At 61.8% G+C, this 16,437-nt stretch carries 16 protein-coding genes; 11 read left to right on the top strand and 5 right to left on the bottom strand.

Annotation, left to right across the window (positions count from 1 at the left end):
- Positions 1 to 9: 9 nt before the first annotated feature.
- Positions 10 to 2,934: an excinuclease ABC subunit UvrA gene (uvrA, locus tag ACU8HS_RS21690; protein ID WP_447015179.1), complete on the bottom strand. Its 2,925-nt coding sequence runs from the start codon at positions 2,932 to 2,934 to the stop codon at positions 10 to 12.
- Between the two features lie 255 nt (positions 2,935 to 3,189).
- Between uvrA and ACU8HS_RS21685 the strand changes: the two genes are divergently transcribed.
- Positions 3,190 to 3,735: a single-stranded DNA-binding protein gene (locus tag ACU8HS_RS21685; protein ID WP_113413955.1), complete on the top strand. Its 546-nt coding sequence runs from the start codon at positions 3,190 to 3,192 to the stop codon at positions 3,733 to 3,735.
- A 47-nt stretch (positions 3,736 to 3,782) separates the two neighbouring features.
- Here the strand turns inward: ACU8HS_RS21685 and ACU8HS_RS21680 are convergent, their stop codons facing one another.
- Positions 3,783 to 4,430: a MarC family protein gene (locus ACU8HS_RS21680; protein WP_112567899.1), complete on the bottom strand. Its 648-nt coding sequence runs from the start codon at positions 4,428 to 4,430 to the stop codon at positions 3,783 to 3,785.
- 224 nt (positions 4,431 to 4,654) lie between these two features.
- Between ACU8HS_RS21680 and gyrA the strand changes: the two genes are divergently transcribed.
- From gyrA to ACU8HS_RS21655, 5 genes are all read left to right on the top strand, one after another.
- Complete coding sequence (gene gyrA, locus ACU8HS_RS21675; RefSeq protein ID WP_112706170.1) at positions 4,655 to 7,456, top strand: DNA gyrase subunit A; 2,802 nt, start codon at positions 4,655 to 4,657, stop codon at positions 7,454 to 7,456.
- A 96-nt stretch (positions 7,457 to 7,552) separates the two neighbouring features.
- The gene (locus ACU8HS_RS21670; protein WP_447015178.1) at positions 7,553 to 9,046 is read left to right on the top strand and encodes an FAD-binding oxidoreductase; all 1,494 of its coding nucleotides are present in this window, start codon (positions 7,553 to 7,555) and stop codon (positions 9,044 to 9,046) included.
- 10 nt (positions 9,047 to 9,056) lie between these two features.
- Positions 9,057 to 9,464: a hypothetical protein gene (locus tag ACU8HS_RS21665; protein WP_447015177.1), complete on the top strand. Its 408-nt coding sequence runs from the start codon at positions 9,057 to 9,059 to the stop codon at positions 9,462 to 9,464.
- Entirely contained in the window at positions 9,464 to 10,537 is a 1,074-nt protein-coding gene (locus ACU8HS_RS21660) for a hypothetical protein (RefSeq protein WP_447015176.1), read from the top strand. The genes ACU8HS_RS21665 and ACU8HS_RS21660 overlap by 1 nt, the downstream gene beginning before the upstream one ends.
- 20 nt (positions 10,538 to 10,557) lie before the next feature.
- Entirely contained in the window at positions 10,558 to 10,860 is a 303-nt protein-coding gene (locus ACU8HS_RS21655) for a hypothetical protein (RefSeq protein WP_447015175.1), read from the top strand.
- Between the two features lie 58 nt (positions 10,861 to 10,918).
- On the opposite strand, the gene ACU8HS_RS21650 is transcribed toward ACU8HS_RS21655, so the two are convergent.
- Together ACU8HS_RS21650 and ACU8HS_RS21645 are read right to left on the bottom strand one after the other, a co-directional pair.
- The gene (locus ACU8HS_RS21650) at positions 10,919 to 11,053 is read right to left on the bottom strand and encodes a hypothetical protein (RefSeq protein ID WP_377309991.1); all 135 of its coding nucleotides are present in this window, start codon (positions 11,051 to 11,053) and stop codon (positions 10,919 to 10,921) included.
- 347 nt (positions 11,054 to 11,400) lie between these two features.
- On the bottom strand, positions 11,401 to 11,676 hold the full coding sequence (locus ACU8HS_RS21645; RefSeq protein WP_113414507.1) for a hypothetical protein: 276 nt from the start codon (positions 11,674 to 11,676) through the stop codon (positions 11,401 to 11,403).
- Between the two features lie 91 nt (positions 11,677 to 11,767).
- Here ACU8HS_RS21645 and coaD point away from each other — a divergent pair, with 91 nt between their 5' ends.
- The 5 genes from coaD (at position 11,768) to tgt (ending at position 15,684) form a co-directional block, all read left to right on the top strand.
- Complete coding sequence (coaD, locus tag ACU8HS_RS21640; RefSeq protein ID WP_447015174.1) at positions 11,768 to 12,262, top strand: pantetheine-phosphate adenylyltransferase; 495 nt, start codon at positions 11,768 to 11,770, stop codon at positions 12,260 to 12,262.
- 26 nt (positions 12,263 to 12,288) lie between these two features.
- Positions 12,289 to 12,861: a peptidylprolyl isomerase gene (locus ACU8HS_RS21635; protein WP_112567883.1), complete on the top strand. Its 573-nt coding sequence runs from the start codon at positions 12,289 to 12,291 to the stop codon at positions 12,859 to 12,861.
- 25 nt (positions 12,862 to 12,886) lie between these two features.
- The gene (locus ACU8HS_RS21630) at positions 12,887 to 13,396 is read left to right on the top strand and encodes a peptidylprolyl isomerase (protein WP_112754460.1); all 510 of its coding nucleotides are present in this window, start codon (positions 12,887 to 12,889) and stop codon (positions 13,394 to 13,396) included.
- A gap of 72 nt (positions 13,397 to 13,468) precedes the next feature.
- On the top strand, positions 13,469 to 14,554 hold the full coding sequence (gene queA / locus ACU8HS_RS21625) for a tRNA preQ1(34) S-adenosylmethionine ribosyltransferase-isomerase QueA (RefSeq protein WP_112758027.1): 1,086 nt from the start codon (positions 13,469 to 13,471) through the stop codon (positions 14,552 to 14,554).
- The gene (tgt, locus tag ACU8HS_RS21620) at positions 14,551 to 15,684 is read left to right on the top strand and encodes a tRNA guanosine(34) transglycosylase Tgt (protein ID WP_112754462.1); all 1,134 of its coding nucleotides are present in this window, start codon (positions 14,551 to 14,553) and stop codon (positions 15,682 to 15,684) included. The genes queA and tgt overlap by 4 nt, the downstream gene beginning before the upstream one ends.
- A 293-nt stretch (positions 15,685 to 15,977) precedes the next feature.
- Here the strand turns inward: tgt and ACU8HS_RS21615 are convergent, their stop codons facing one another.
- On the bottom strand, positions 15,978 to 16,406 hold the full coding sequence (locus ACU8HS_RS21615) for a DUF4864 domain-containing protein (RefSeq protein WP_447015173.1): 429 nt from the start codon (positions 16,404 to 16,406) through the stop codon (positions 15,978 to 15,980).
- Positions 16,407 to 16,437 lie beyond the last annotated feature (31 nt).

The following is a 16,437-nucleotide window of genomic DNA, read 5'->3' as shown; positions in this document are numbered from 1 at the left end:
GAAATGTTGTCATTCCGCCGCTGCAACCACCTTCTTGACCGGCCGCCGCTCCAGCAGATCCTTCAGGAATTGTCCGGTATAGGAGCGCTTCTCCTTGACGATCGTCTCGGGCGTGCCGACCGCCACGATCTCGCCGCCGCCATCGCCACCCTCCGGGCCGAAGTCGAGGATCCAGTCGGCGGTCTTGATGACTTCGAGATTGTGCTCGATAACGACGACCGAATTTCCCTGGTCGACCAGCTCGTGCAGCATTTCCAGAAGCTTGGCGACGTCGTGGAAATGCAGGCCGGTGGTCGGCTCGTCAAGGATATAGAGCGTGCGCCCCGTCGAACGCTTCGACAGTTCCTTGGCAAGCTTGACGCGCTGCGCCTCGCCGCCCGAAAGCGTATTGGCCTGCTGGCCAACCTTGATATAGCCAAGGCCGACATCGAAGAGCGACTGCAGCTTGTCGCGCACGGCCGGAACCGCCGCAAAGAATTCCACGCCTTCCTCGACCGTCATGTCGAGCACGTCGGAGATCGATTTGCCCTTGAAGGTCACGTCGAGCGTCTCGCGGTTGTAACGCTTGCCGTGGCAGACGTCGCAGGTGACATAGACGTCGGGCAGGAAATGCATCTCGATCTTGATGACGCCGTCGCCCTGGCAGGCCTCGCAGCGGCCGCCCTTGACGTTGAAGGAGAAACGGCCCGGCTGGTAGCCGCGCGCCTTGGCCTCCGGCAGGCCGGCGAACCAGTCACGGATCGGCGTGAAGGCGCCCGTATAGGTGGCCGGGTTCGAGCGCGGCGTGCGGCCGATCGGCGACTGGTCGATGTCGATCACCTTGTCGATATGCTCGAAACCGTCGATCCGGTCATGATCGGCAGGAATTTCTCGGGCACCCATGACGCGGCGCGCCGCCGACTTGTAGAGCGTTTCGATCAGGAAGGTGGACTTGCCGCCACCGGAAACGCCCGTCACAGCCGTGAACACGCCGAGCGGGATCGCCGCCGTGACATTCTTCAGATTGTTGCCGCGCGCGCCGACGACCTTGATCTCCTTGCCCTTCTTGGGCTTGCGCCGCTCGTCGGGCAGGGCGACGCCGAGTTCGCCCGACAGATATTTGCCGGTCAGCGACTTCGGATTGGCCATGATTTCCTGCGGCGTGCCGTGCGCCACCACCTGGCCGCCGTGCACGCCGGCCGCAGGGCCGATATCGACAACATCGTCGGCCGTCAGGATCGCGTCCTCGTCATGCTCGACGACGATGACCGTATTGCCGATGTCGCGCAGGTGTTTCAGCGTCTCGAGCAAGCGCGCGTTGTCGCGCTGGTGCAGGCCGATCGATGGTTCGTCGAGCACATAGAGAACGCCGGTCAGGCCGGAACCGATCTGCGAGGCAAGGCGGATACGCTGGCTCTCGCCACCGGAAAGCGTTCCGGAATTGCGCGACAGGCTCAGATATTCAAGGCCGACATCGTTGAGGAAGCGCAGGCGGTCGCGGATCTCCTTGAGAATGCGCACCGCAATCTCGTTCTGCTTGGCGTTGAACGTCGCCGGCAGCGCTTCGAACCAGTCGCGGGCGACGCGGATCGACATCTGCGTGACCTCGCCGATATGCAGCTTGTTGATCTTGACCGCGAGTGCTTCCGGCTTCAGGCGGAAGCCGCCACAGGCCGGGCAGGGGGCCGCCGACATGAAGCGCTCGATATCCTCGCGCGCCCAGGCCGAATCCGTTTCCTTCCAGCGCCGTTCGAGATTGGGCACGATACCCTCGAAATTCTTCGAGGTCGTGTAGGAGCGCGCGCCGTCGGCATAGTGGAATTCGATCTTCTCGTCCGTACCGTTCAGGATGACGTCCTTGGCCTTCTCCGGAAGATCGTTCCAGCGGCTGCCGAGCTTGAAACCGAAATGTTTGCCGAGCGCTTCGAGCGTCTGGTTGTAATAGGGCGAGGTCGATTTTGCCCAGGGCGCAATGGCGCCATCGCGCAGCGTCCGCTCCGGTTCCGGCACGATCAGGTCGGGATCGATCTTCTGCTGTGAGCCGAGGCCGTCGCAGGTCGGGCAGGCGCCGAACGGATTGTTGAACGAAAAGAGGCGCGGTTCGATTTCCGGAATGGTGAAGCCGGAGACCGGGCAGGCGAATTTTTCCGAAAACAGCACGCGCTCATGCGTCTCGTTGAGCGACTTGTTGGCAGAGCCGCCGGCCGCGGTTTCCTCGGGCGGCAGCGGCTTGTCGGCGAACTCGGCAACGGCAAGCCCGTCGGCGAGCTTCAGCGCCGTCTCGAAACTGTCGGCCAGGCGCGAGGCCATGTCGGGGCGCACGACGATACGGTCGATGACCACGTCGATATCGTGCTTGTATTTTTTGTCCAGTGTCGGTGCGTCGGCGATCTCGTAGAACTGGCCGTCCACCTTGACGCGCTGGAAGCCCTTTTTCATGAGCTCCGCCAGTTCCTTCTTGTACTCGCCCTTACGGCCGCGGATCATCGGCGCCAGAATGTAGAGGCGTGTGCCTTCGTCGAAGGCGAGCACCCGGTCGACCATCTGGCTGACCGTCTGGCTCTCGATCGGCAGGCCGGTCGCCGGGGAATAGGGAACGCCGACGCGCGCAAAGAGCAGGCGCATATAGTCGTAGATTTCGGTAACGGTGCCGACCGTCGAGCGCGGGTTGCGCGAGGTCGTTTTCTGCTCGATCGAGATGGCCGGCGAGAGCCCGTCGATCTGGTCGACATCGGGCTTCTGCATCATTTCCAGGAACTGGCGGGCATAGGCCGAAAGGCTTTCGACATAGCGGCGCTGGCCTTCGGCATAGATCGTGTCGAAGGCGAGCGAGGATTTGCCGGAGCCGGAAAGCCCGGTCATGACGATGAGCTTGTTGCGCGGCAGATCGAGGTCGATGCCTTTCAGATTATGCTCGCGCGCGCCGCGGATGGAGATCGTCTTCAGTTCGCTCATCGTCTCTGCTTCAGGTCGTTTGGGGAATAACAGCCCTTATTTAGTGATGCCGACGGTCGAGTCGAGGCTGAATGTCCGGAACAACAAATGTTTTCGATTCTGTTGACAGGATCATAGCGAATAATTAGAACAAATAAAGAACAAAATTCCTTGTGGATTAAGAGGGCCTGGATGCGCATCGCATGTCCTCTATGGTTTAAGGTGCGCCGATGATTTTTGAACGCCGCCGGTCAGGGCGGCAGTAAGGTGAATGGTATGGCTGGCAGTGTGAACAAGGTAATTCTTATCGGAAACGTGGGTGCCGACCCCGAAATCCGCCGCACCCAGGATGGCCGGCCGATCGCCAATCTTCGCATCGCGACCTCGGAAACCTGGCGCGACCGCAATTCCGGCGAGCGCCGCGAAAAGACCGAATGGCATACGGTCGTCGTCTTCAACGAAGGCCTGTGCAAGGTTGTCGAACAATATGTGAAGAAGGGCGCCAAGCTTTATATCGAAGGCGCGCTGCAGACCCGTAAATGGCAGGACCAGAACGGCAACGACCGTTACTCGACCGAAGTCGTGCTGCAGGGCTTCAATTCGACGCTCACCATGCTTGACGGCCGCGGCGAAGGCGGCGGCGCAAGCTCCGGCTTCGGCGGCGGTCGTGGCGGCGATGATTTCGGTGGCGGCGGTTATGGGGACGATTACGGCTCCGGCCCGTCTTCCGGCGGCGGTCGCAGCGGCGGCAATCGTGGCGCCGGCAGCAGCGGCGGTGGCGGCAACTTCTCGCGCGATCTCGACGACGACATTCCGTTCTGATCGAAGCTGTCAGAATGAATTGACGACGGCGCCTGTTGGCGCCGTTTTCATGTCGGCGTGGCGCTTATCAGATTGAGGGCGGACTTTGCGCCATCGACGACGAATTGCGCTGCAAGTGCGGCGAGGATCACCCCGAGAAGGCGGGTGAGGATCGCCCGGCCGGTCACGCCGAGGAAGCGGTCCAGCCGGTCGGCGAGGAAGAGCACCACCAGCGTGATCAGCAGGCAGCCCGCGATGACGCCGATCAATTGCGCGCGCTCGACCGTGGAGGGCAGGGTGCCGCCGAGCAGGATCGTTGCCGAAATCGCGCCCGGCCCGGCAATCAGCGGCAGCGCCAGCGGGAAAACGGCGATATTTTCGATATGGTCCTTGGTGATCGCCACTTCCGTGGTCTTTTCCTTGCGGTCCTGCCGCCGCTCGAACACCATTTCGAAGGCGATCCAGAACAGCAGCAGGCCGCCGGCCAGCCGAAAGGCGCCGATCGAAATGCCGAGCACGCCGAGCACGCTGGAACCGAACAGCGCAAAGACCGCAAGGATGATGAAGGCGATCGTCACGCCGCGCAGCGCCACCTGCTTGCGCTCCGGGCGGCTCATGCCGACGGTGAGGCCGAGAAAGAGCGGTGCAAGTCCTGGCGGATCGATGGTGACGAGCAGCGTCGTGAATGCGTTAATCAGTTGGTCGGCGCTTGCCATCGGTTCTCCAAAACCCCATATACACGCTTGTTTTTGATGATTGTGATGCGCGGCTTCCGATTTGGCAAATACATGATCTCCTTTCGTCTTTCACCATGGGCAAATGCCGCGATTTGCCCTCTTTAGACCGCAAAAGCCTGTTCAAAACTGCCGGCCAAATTGGCGTGGGAACAGGCTTTCCGCTATAAATCTTCGAGTGATTCTAGAAGAGAACGTGAACCGTTTTGACTGAGCAAACACCCCCCGGCGGCGGGAAGCTCCCGCCAGGCATCGAGCCGATCTCCATTATGGAGGAAATGCAGCGGTCCTATCTCGATTACGCGATGAGCGTGATCGTGTCCCGCGCACTTCCCGACGTGCGCGACGGCTTGAAGCCCGTGCACCGGCGCATCCTCTATGGCATGTCCGAGCTCGGCATCGACTGGAACAAGAAATACGTCAAATGCGCCCGCGTTACCGGGGACGTGATGGGTAAATACCATCCGCACGGCAATGCCGCGATCTATGACGCGCTCGCCCGCATGGCGCAGGACTGGTCGCTCCGCCTGCCGCTGATCGACGGCCAGGGCAATTTCGGCTCCGTCGACGGCGACCCGCCGGCAGCCGAACGCTACACCGAATGCCGCCTGCAGAAGGCGGCGCATTCGCTGCTCGACGACCTCGACAAGGAAACGGTCGATTTCCGCGACAACTACGACGGCACGCTGTCCGAGCCGGTCGTGGTTCCCGCCAAGTTCCCGAACCTGCTCGTCAACGGGGCAGGCGGCATCGCCGTCGGCATGGCGACGAATATTCCGCCTCACAACCTCTCCGAGGTCATCGACGGCTGTATTGCGCTGATCAACGACCCGGCAATCGAACTGCCGGACCTGATGCAGATCATTCCGGGTCCCGACTTCCCGACCGGCGCCAAGATCCTCGGCCGCGCCGGCATCCGTTCGGCCTACGAAACCGGCCGCGGTTCCGTCGTCATGCGCGGTGTTGCCACCATCGAGCCCATGCGCGGCGATCGCGAGCAGATCATCATCACTGAAATTCCCTATCAGGTGAACAAGGCGACGATGATCGAGAAGATGGCCGAGCTGGTGCGCGAAAAGCGCATCGAGGGCATCTCCGACCTGCGCGACGAATCCGACCGTCAGGGCTACCGCGTCGTCGTCGAGCTGAAGCGCGACGCCAATGCCGACGTCATCCTGAACCAGCTTTACCGCTATACGCCGCTGCAGACCTCCTTCGGCTGCAACATGGTGGCGCTGAACGGCGGCAAGCCGGAACAGCTGACGCTGCTCGACATGCTGCGCGCCTTCGTCTCGTTCCGCGAGGAAGTCGTTAGCCGGAGAACGAAATTCCTGCTCCGCAAGGCGCGTGAACGTGCCCACGTCTTGGTGGGTCTCGCGATTGCGGTTGCCAATATCGACGAAGTCATCCGCGTCATCCGCCAGGCACCGGACCCGCAGTCGGCCCGCGAAGAACTGATGACCCGCCGCTGGCCGGCGGAGGATGTCGAGAGCCTGATCCGCCTCATCGACGATCCGCGCCACCGCATCAACGACGACCTGACCTATAATCTCTCGGAGGAGCAGGCTCGCGCCATCCTCGAGCTTCGCCTCGCCCGCCTGACGGCTCTCGGCCGCGACGAAATCGGCGATGAACTCAATAAGATAGGCGAGGAAATCAAGGATTACCTCGATATCCTGTCGTCGCGCGTGCGCATCCAGACGATCGTCAAGGACGAGCTTGCCGCCATCCGCGACGAGTTCGGCACTCCGCGCCGCACCGAGATCGTCGACGGCGGTCTCGAAATGGACGACGAGGACCTTATCGCCCGCGAAGACATGGTCGTGACCGTCTCGCATCTCGGCTATATCAAGCGCGTCCCGCTGACGACCTACCGGGCGCAGCGCCGCGGCGGCAAGGGCCGTTCGGGCATGACGACCCGCGATGAGGATTTTGTTAGCCGGCTATTCGTTGTCAATACCCACACGCCGGTCCTGTTCTTCTCCTCGCGCGGTATCGTCTACAAGGAAAAGGTCTGGCGCCTGCCGATCGGCACGCCGCAGTCACGCGGCAAGGCGCTCATCAACATGCTGCCGCTGGAACCCGGCGAACGCATCACCACCATCCTGCCGCTGCCCGAGGATGAGGACAGCTGGGATAACCTCGACGTCATGTTCTCGACGACGCGCGGCACTGTGCGCCGTAACAAGCTCAGCGACTTCGTGCAGGTGAACCGCAACGGCAAGATCGCCATGAAGCTGGAAGAGGAGGGTGACGAAATCCTCTCCGTCGAGACCTGCACCGATCAGGACGACGTGCTGCTGACGACGGCGCTCGGCCAGTGCATCCGCTTCCCGGTCGATGACGTCCGCGTCTTTGCCGGCCGCAACTCGATCGGCGTGCGCGGCATCAATCTCGGCGAAGGCGACCGCATCATCTCGATGACGATCGTCGGCCATGTCGATGCCGAGCCGTGGGAACGCGCCGCCTACCTCAAGCGCTCCGCCGCCGAACGTCGGGCGACGGGCGTGGACGAAGAGGATATTGCGCTGGTCGGCGAGGAAGTCACCGAAGAGGGACAGCTCTCCGACGACCGCTACGAAGAGCTGAAGGCGCGCGAACAGTTCGTGCTGACGGTTTCCGAAAAGGGCTTCGGCAAGCGGTCGTCTTCGTATGATTTCCGCATCTCCGGCCGTGGCGGCAAGGGCATCCGCGCCACCGACACGTCGAAGACCGGCGAAATCGGCGAACTGGTCGCCGCCTTCCCGATCGACGATGGCGACCAGATCATGCTCGTTTCCGATGGCGGCCAGCTGATCCGCGTTCCCGTCGGCGGCATCCGTATCGCCAGCCGCGCAACCAAGGGTGTCACGATCTTCTCGACCGCCAAGGATGAAAAGGTCGTCTCCGTCGAGCGCATCAGCGAGCCGGAAGAGGAAGAAACGGCCGACAATGGTGACGAAGCGGTGCTTTCCGAAGGCGGGGCGCCTGCCGCGGGAGAAGCCGACGAGACCCCGTCGGGCGAATAATTTTACCACATTCGCGTTGCGAACCGGGCGGCCCCTGCCGCCCGGTTTTTTATTGCGCTATGAAGAACTTGCCGATTCATCCGGAGGGGGAATGTTATGGGCAGGTGGACAAGGCGGGGGGTGCTGGCCGGCATTTCGGCCGCAGCCGGCGTTGCGGCGGGGCGTTTCCTGCTTCAGCCGCAAAGCGATCCGGGACCGGCCTTTCCAGCGGAGATTCCCGTGGAGGACGGCGCGATCGTTCTCAACGATGCCGGAGAGCTGACGCCGACGCGGGTTGCGGTCCATCTGACCGCCAGGGAGCCGCCGCAGGACGCCATGACCGGCCGGTTGCGCACGGCGCTCGCCGAGGCCGCCAAGGCAAACAGACCCTTCATCGCCAGCGCTGCGCGCCATTCGATGGGCGGCCAGAGCCTTGCCGAGAACGGCACGGCGCTCACGCTCGATCAGGACTGGCTGGAGGCGGATACGACCTCAAGGACCTATCGTGTCGCCGCCGGAGCCCGTTGGTCGACGGTCATTTCCAAGCTCGATGCCATCGGTTTCTCGCCCGCCGTCATGCAGTCCAACAATGATTTCGGCGTTGCCAGCACATTCTCGGTCAATGCCCATGGCTGGCCGGTTCCCTTCAGCGGATGCGGCAGTACGGTGCGGTCCATCAGGCTGATGACAGCGGACGGCAATCTCGTGTCCTGCTCGCGCACGGAAAATGCGGAACTCTTCAACCATGCCATGGGTGGCTACGGTCTTTTCGGCATCATTACCGAGCTCGAACTCGACATGGTGCCGAACCTGTTGCTGGAGCCGAGTTTCGAGCATCTGGCGGGCGAGGATCTCGGGCGCCGTTTTGCCGAGGTTCTGGCGAGCGACAGCACCATCGCCATGGCCTATGGCCGCATGGATATCTCGCTCGATCGCTTCTTCGAAGATGCACTGCTGATTACATATCGCGCTGCGTCGGTCCAGACCAGGATACCTCCAGCTTCCGGTTCCGGTTTCATAAGCCACGTCTCGCGAGACATCTTCCGCGCGCAGCTCGGTTCGGACAGGGCCAAGCATCTGCGCTGGTGGACGGAGGCCGTCGTCAATCCATCGATCGCAGCGCAGGCGACGCGCAACAGCCTGATGAACGAGCCCGTCGTCACGCTCGATGACCGGGATCCGTCCCGCACCGATATCCTGCACGAATATTTCGTCGCGCCGTCGCGTTTCGCCGATTTCGTCAATGCCTGCCAGGAGGTCATTCCGGCTTCCTACCAAGAACTCCTCAACATCACGCTGCGCTATGTCGATACCGATCGCGACAGCGTGCTGGCCTATGCGACGGAGCCTCGCATTGCCGCGGTCATGCTCTTCTCCCAGGAGAAAACGGTAAGAGGCGAGGCCGACATGCAGCGCATGACGCAAGCCCTGATCGAGCGCGTGCTGGCCATCGGCGGCAGCTACTATCTGCCATACCGGCCGCATGCCAGGCTGGATCAGTTTACCCGCGCCTATCCGCGCGCCGGCGAATTCGCCGCCACCAAGCGCCGGCTGGATCCCGCCCTTACCTTCCGCAACCGTTTCTGGGATCGCTATCTCGCAAGCCTCTAGGGGGATCATCATGTCCAGGCTTCGGCTGATCGCCATGCTCTATACTGTGGTTCTGCTCTTTGCGGCCGCTTTGAACTATATTCCCGGATTGACGGATGCGCAGGGACGCGCGTTCGGCATCTTCGCGCTCGATATCTATGACGACAGCCTGCATCTGGCCTCTGCCGCCTGGGCCGCCATCGCTGCCTTCCTGTCTGCCCGTGCTTCCCGAAACTTTCTTTTCTATTTCGGTCTGCTCTATTTCAGCGATGGCCTGCTTGGGCTGGCAACCGGGTCGGGCTATCTCGATCTCGGCATCGTCAACTACGGCATTCAGGATCTTCCCTTCACCTTCAAGATCCTCGCCAACCTTCCGCATCTCTTCCTGGGCGGCGCAGGGATTGCCTCCAGCTATATCTTCCGCCGGGAGGCTCCGTGATGCGACGCCTTGTCAAGACCGTCGGCTGGCTGCTTGCGATGCTCGTGGTCGTGGTCCTGCTGCTGTTGAGCCCCGTCGCCTATGTCGAGACCTTCTGCCATGCCGATCCCGAGCCCGACGGCTACAAGCCGCTGATAGCGGATGCCGAATTCCGCCGGCAGGAGGCCAATACCTACCTCACCTATCCCGAGTGGCACATCGTCTATGCCTATGACGGCCTTGCCGAAATCCTGAAAACGGGCGACGAACATGGCTTCGGCTATTTCTCCAGCGTGCGGGATTTCTGGACGGCCGATTGTGCGCTGACGCGGATTGCCGATCGGCATGGCGGCGCCGACAGCGAGACGCGCATGATGATAGCGACGATCGGTGTCAGCTTCACGCTCGAAATGGGCCTGAAGGCCGCCTATGAGGAAACGATAGGACGGGTTTTCGCGCTCTGGCGCGGGAGTGAAAAGACGCCCCAGGATATTGTCGCCCGCGATATGGCGATCGATTATGCCGCCTTCCTTCGCCAGACCCCGTGGTACAAATATCCCTTTCAGCCCTGGATCGAAAGGCTCTGGGCCGCGCCGGTGGAAGAGCCGCTGCGCGGCTGGGAGCGCCGCCTGGCGCTCGGCGGCGAATGGCGCGCCAAGATTGCCTATGCCGGCGTGATCGCCAGCGCCGTTGCCGCAACCGGCGAGGCGAAGCTGACGATCCGATCGGTCGTTTCAGGCCTGCCGGCCGCCGCGCTTTCGGCTATTCCCGACGTATCGGTCATTTCGGAAAGTGCCGATGGCGTGCTGATCGAGACGCCGCGCTACGACCGTTTCACCCATATCCTCGCTGAGATCGCCACGGCGGGTGGCGCAATCCGCGAGATTGCCGGCAATGACGAGATCATGGTGTCGCTGACTGTGCCGCGGGGGACGGAGCCGGACAATCTGCCCGGCGAGGCGATTGCGCGCCTGTCTCGCACAGGTTTTGCCAGCGACCGTCTGCTCGTTTCGGTCAGGATGGCCGATCTTGCGCCTCTGCTCAAAGGCCGGCCGATTGCCGATCCCGGGCTCGAACATATATTCGATTTCTGAAACATCGGACGGATGGCCCCTTGATCAGACGCTTGGCGCGCAGGACAGGCATTGCGATTGCGGTCGTCGCCGCAGTCTTCGGGCTGTTTGCCGTCGTCTTTGCCGCAACCGGTAAGGCGCCGGCCGCTGTGATTTTTCCCGCCGCCAGCATCGAGCCCGGCGCCTTGCCGGAGGGCGTTTCGATCCTGCGGTGGGGCAGGGGCTTTGCCGTCGTCACGAGCGAGCGCAGCGATTATGTGCTCGCGCTCTATGGCAGGGGCGCGCTGCTTGTCCTGCCGCTGCGAAAGAGCGGCTGCCTGGCGCTGCGGCCGTCGCCGGCATGAGAAAAGCCGGATGCAGAACATCCGGCTTGCGTTCAGGCTTTGCGCTGGGGGAGCGGCTTTAGAAAGCGCTGTGCTTCTCGTTCATCGATTTCACGTCCTCGCTTTCACGGCGCAGCGCGGAAATCGTTGAGGTCACGGACACGATGAACATGATGCTGATGAGTGCTGTCAAAACTGTCAGGATCGTGAACATGGTGGCGTTCCTTTCTGTCGAGGGTTGCGTTCACGCCCCTCAGTACTGGCCGAGAACGCTTACGGAGCGAGCCGAAGCGTAGGGACCATATACTTTGGAGGTATCGATCTTCTGGTTGTCATAGAGAGCGACTGTGGCAGTCAGCATGCCTGTAACCATTGCCATCCAAAGCACGTTAATCATGGTGATCTTACCAGGCATCTTCATTCCCTTCCTGCCGCGCTTTCGCATCTCATATGTGTCGATCAAATGAACGCATCCGTCTTTAAATGGTTCCCGCCGGATGTTGACGGGGTGTTTACCAACCGTGTTCTGAAGCGACCTTGAATACCTCGTTCATCTGCCGTTCAGAATTCAAATCGATTAGACCGCATGCGCCCGAGCTGGCGCATGATGGCCGCATGTTCGTTGACCTCGGGACGCACCCAGCCAGGCTGACGCCGATCTGCGAGATAGCCGTAGAAAAGTTCTGCAACCAGCGAGAAAATAACGGCAATTGCAATCAGGATGATCAGCATGATCAAGGTCTTTCCGGGGGAAATGCCACCGGGGCCGGCGGCATCTGTGTTGACGATCCGAATAAAGCAGATCGCATCTGAAGAGGTCTTGAACGCGCCGTTCATTCATCGTTCAGCCGCATCGGCCGGCACGGCTAAATCACTTGCGGGAAACCGGCTTCCATGACAAAAGGCGTGAAACAAACGGCCGGGCCAGATGACGACAGCTTTCTATCCGGGGTCCTTCGACCCGATCACCAACGGACACGTTGACGTGCTGGTCCAGGCGCTCAACGTCGCCGGGAAAGTGATCGTTGCAATCGGCATCCACCCCGGCAAAACCCCGCTCTTCTCCTTCGAGGAAAAGGCAGCGCTCATCCGCGCGTCTCTGGCCGAGGTCTTTCCGGATAAGAGCGCCCATATCGACGTTGTCTCCTTCGACAATCTCGTGGTCGACGCCGCTCGCGCACATGGCGCAAGCCTTTTGATCCGCGGCCTGCGCGACGGCACCGATCTCGATTACGAAATGCAGATGGCCGGCATGAACCGGCAGATGGCCCCTGATATCCAGACCATTTTTCTGCCGGCAGGCACGGCCTCGCGGCCCATTACCGCCACATTGGTGCGCCAGATCGCAGCCATGGGCGGCGATGTCAGCGCCTTCGTGCCGGCGGCCGTCCTGCAAGCCCTGAAATCCAAGCGCAAAGCCTAGGCGGACCTCGCCTCAACGGAGCTCACATGAAACTCTTCTATCTTGCATTTGCCGGCGTGCTCTATCTCGCCTCCTTCGCGGGCGACGCCTTTGCGCAGGCTGCCGATCACTACATGACCATCCAGTTGAAGAGCGGCCCGGTCGTCATCCAGCTTCTTCCCGATGTGGCGCCGAAGCATGTTGCGCAGATCGAGGCGCTGGTGAAGAAGGGCGAGTATGACAATGTCGCCTTCCACCGCGTCATCCCCGGCTTCATGGCCCAGACCGGCGACGTGAAGTATGGCAACATGGAAAAGAACTTCGACGCGAGCCTTGCCGGCACCGGCGGCTCCGACCTGCCGGACCTTCCGGCGGAATTCTCCAAGACGCCTTTCGTGCGCGGCACGGTCGGCATGGCGCGCGCCCAGGATCCGAACTCCGCCAACTCGCAGTTCTTCATCATGTTCGCCGACGGCTCCTTCCTGAACGGCCAGTACACGGTCGTCGGCAAGGTTGTCTCGGGCATGGAAAACGTCGACAAGATCAAGAAGGGCGAAGGCCAGAACGGCGAAGTCAGCGATCCTGACCGCATGATCAAGGTCACGCTGGGCAAGAACTAAATTCAAGACGAGAAGGAGAACGACAATGGCCGAGATCAAGGATCCGGAAAACACCATCATTCTGGAAACCACCAAGGGCAAGGTTGTCATTCAGCTTCTGCCGCAGGTCGCCCCCGAACATGTCAAGCGCATCAAGGAGCTTTCCCGCGAGAAGGCCTATGACGGCGTCGTCTTCCACCGCGTCATCGCCGACTTCATGGCGCAGACGGGCGACGTGGAGTTCGGCAAGAAGGGCGGCGAGAACTTCAACCCGGGCCGCGCCGGCATGGGCGGCTCTTCCAAGGATGATCTCAAGGCTGAATTCTCCGCAACGCCGCATGTCCGCGGCACCTGCTCGATGGCCCGTTCGCAGAACCCGAACTCGGCCAATTCCCAGTTCTTCATCTGCTTTACCGACGCTCCGTGGCTGAACAAGCAGTACTCCGTCTGGGGCCAGGTCATCGAGGGCATGGAAAACGTCGACAAGATCAAGAAGGGCGAGCCCGTTTCCGATCCGGATTCGATCGTCTCCATGCGGGTTGCCGCCGACGTCTGATTGTGATTTCTGCTGGAACCCGCCCTTGCGCGAAAGCGCGGGGCGGGTTTCGCTTTGCCCGAAAGTGCCTCGATGCGCGTAGACCTCTTCGATTTCGACCTGCCGGATGAACGCATTGCGCTGCGGCCCGCCGAGCCGCGCGACAGCGCGCGCCTGCTCGTCGTCGATCCGAATGGGCAGGCGCAGCTGTCGGATCACCGCGTCTTCGATCTGCCGTCCTTCCTGCGGGCCGGCGACGCACTGGTCTTCAACGATACCAAGGTCATTCCGGCCCAGCTCGAGGGCATCCGCCATCGCGAGGGCGCAGGCGGCCAGCAGGTTTCGGCGACGCTGCACATGCGCGTCGGCGCCAACAAGTGGAAAGCCTTTGCCAAGCCCGGCAAGCGCATCAAGGAGGGCGATCGCATCGCCTTCGGCCACAGCGGCGAAAGCTGCCTGATCGGCGCGCTCGATGCCACCGTCGAGGAGAAGGGCGAGGCAGGCGAGGTGACGCTCGCTTTCGATCTTTCCGGTCCAGCGCTGGACGAGGCGATCGCCAGCGTCGGCCATATCCCGCTGCCGCCCTATATCGCGGCGAAGCGGCCGGAGGACGAGCGCGACCGCGCCGATTACCAGACCATCTACGCGCGGGAGGAGGGTGCTGTTGCTGCCCCCACCGCCGGCCTGCATTTCACTCCTGCTCTTTTCGAGGCCCTCGACAGGGCCGGCATCGAACGGCATTTCGTGACGCTGCATGTCGGCGCCGGCACCTTCCTGCCGGTCAAGGCCGACGATACCGACGATCACAAGATGCATCTGGAAAGTGGTTACGTCAGCGCCGAGATCGCCGCGCGGCTGAATGCGGTCAGGCAAAGGGGCGGGCGCATCATCTGCGTCGGCACGACCTCGCTGCGGTTGATCGAAAGCGCCGCCGAAGAAAGCGGCAACATCAGGCCCTGGGCTGGCGCCACCGGCATCTTCATCACGCCGGGCTACCGTTTCAAGGCGGTCGATGTCCTCATGACCAACTTCCACCTGCCGCGCTCGACGCTCTTCATGCTGGTTGCCGCCTTCGCCGGTTTCGAAACCATGCACGCGGCCTATGAACACGCCATTGCGACAGGCTACCGCTTCTATTCCTATGGCGATGCGAGCCTCCTTTTCCGGAAAGACCGATGACGACTGAGAACTTCCAGTTCACCCTGAAGAAGACCGATGGCGCCGCCCGTCTCGGTGAGGTTTCCATGCCGCGCGGTGTCATCCGCACGCCGGCCTTCATGCCGGTCGGCACGGTCGGTACGGTCAAGGCCATGTATCTCGACCAGGTGCGCGACACCGGCGCCGACATCATTCTCGGCAATACCTACCACCTGATGCTGCGTCCGACGGCCGAGCGTGTCGCCCGCCTCGGCGGCCTGCACAAGCTCATCCGCTGGGAGCATCCGATCCTGACGGATTCTGGCGGCTTTCAGGTCATGTCGCTTTCCGGCCTGCGCAAGCTCGACGAGCAGGGCGTCACCTTCAAGTCGCATGTCGACGGCAGCCTGCATCACATGTCGCCGGAGCGTTCCATCGAGATCCAGGGCCTGCTCGGCTCCGATATCCAGATGCAGCTCGATGAATGCGTGGCATTGCCGGCCGAGCCGAAGGAAATCGAGCGCGCCATGGAGCTCTCGCTGCGCTGGGCCGAACGCTGCAAGGTCGCTTTCGGCAATCAGCCCGGCAAAGCCATGTTCGGCATCGTCCAGGGCGGCGACGTGCCGGCCCTGCGTGTCCGATCGGCCGAGGAACTCGCCAAGCTCGACCTCAAGGGCTACGCCGTTGGCGGCCTTGCGGTCGGCGAGCCGCAGGACGTCATGCTGAAGATGCTGGAAGAGACGCTGCCGGTCCTGCCGGGCGAAAAGCCGCGTTACCTGATGGGCGTCGGCACGCCTGACGATATCCTGAAATCCGTTGCCCGCGGCATCGACATGTTCGACTGCGTGATGCCGACGCGTTCGGGCCGTCACGGCCTGGCCTTCACCCGCCGCGGCAAGGTCAATATCCGCAACGCCCGTCATGCGGAGGATATGCGCCCGCTCGACGAACAGTCGAACTGCCCGGCAACGCGCGATTATTCCCGCGCCTATCTCCACCATCTCGTCCGGGCCAACGAGGCGCTCGGCGGCATGCTGCTCTCCTGGCATAACCTGAACTACTATCAGGAACTGATGCAGGGTATCCGCAAGGCGATTGCCGAAGGCCGTTTCGCGGATTTCATGGCCGAGACGATCGAGGAATGGGCAAGGGGCGATATCGAACCGGTGTAAGGATCAGTTCGTCCTCGCGGCGGACGCGACAGGTTTGGCGGTTGGAGTTTCGGGCACAAGCATCGATTTCAACCTCTTGCGCACCGGCTCGTCAACAGCCCAACCCAACGCTCGAAAAACAGAGACCAACTGGGGCCGTTGAAGGGAAAGAGGCTTTCCACGCCTGTGCTGGGAATAAACAGGGCCGCTTTCAGCGGAAGCTCGGTCAGCTTGAAGACATCCCATCCGTTTTTAAGGGCGTAGCTGGCCAGGCCAACCGGAAGAAAAAGAAGATATGGGGGCCAGACAGCACCTCATATGCCCTTGCTGTCGGTATTGGGCACGATCTGCACGCCGTTGATCTTGAAGCTGCCATCAGGTTGACGAGCGACTTGGTAGATTGCCGTCCAGTCCTTGCCGTCGCGGCCTGAAATCAGCACTTCCTGATAGATCATGGCCCCGTCGTCGATCGATCTGCTGCGCCCGAAGGCATAGTTGCCGGGGTGATAAACCGGCTCGTAACTCTTCTTCACCATGGCGAAGAAGACATTCTTGTCGGGATACATGGCCTTGATGCCGGGCGCGGCGAAGGAATAGGCCGTATCCGCATCGTCCTTGAGGAAGGCCCGGATCTGCGCCTCGATCATCGTCTGCGTCGTCTGGACGGGATCTTCGGCATAGGCGGGCACGCCCGACATCACGGATACGGCACACAGGATCAGCACTGCGAAGAATGCGCGCATGGGATCGCCTCCGGCTATATCCGGACAAGTG

This window comes from Rhizobium sp. KDH_Rht_773_N, assembly GCF_052946295.1.
This window is presented reverse-complemented; position numbering and strand designations above follow the sequence as displayed.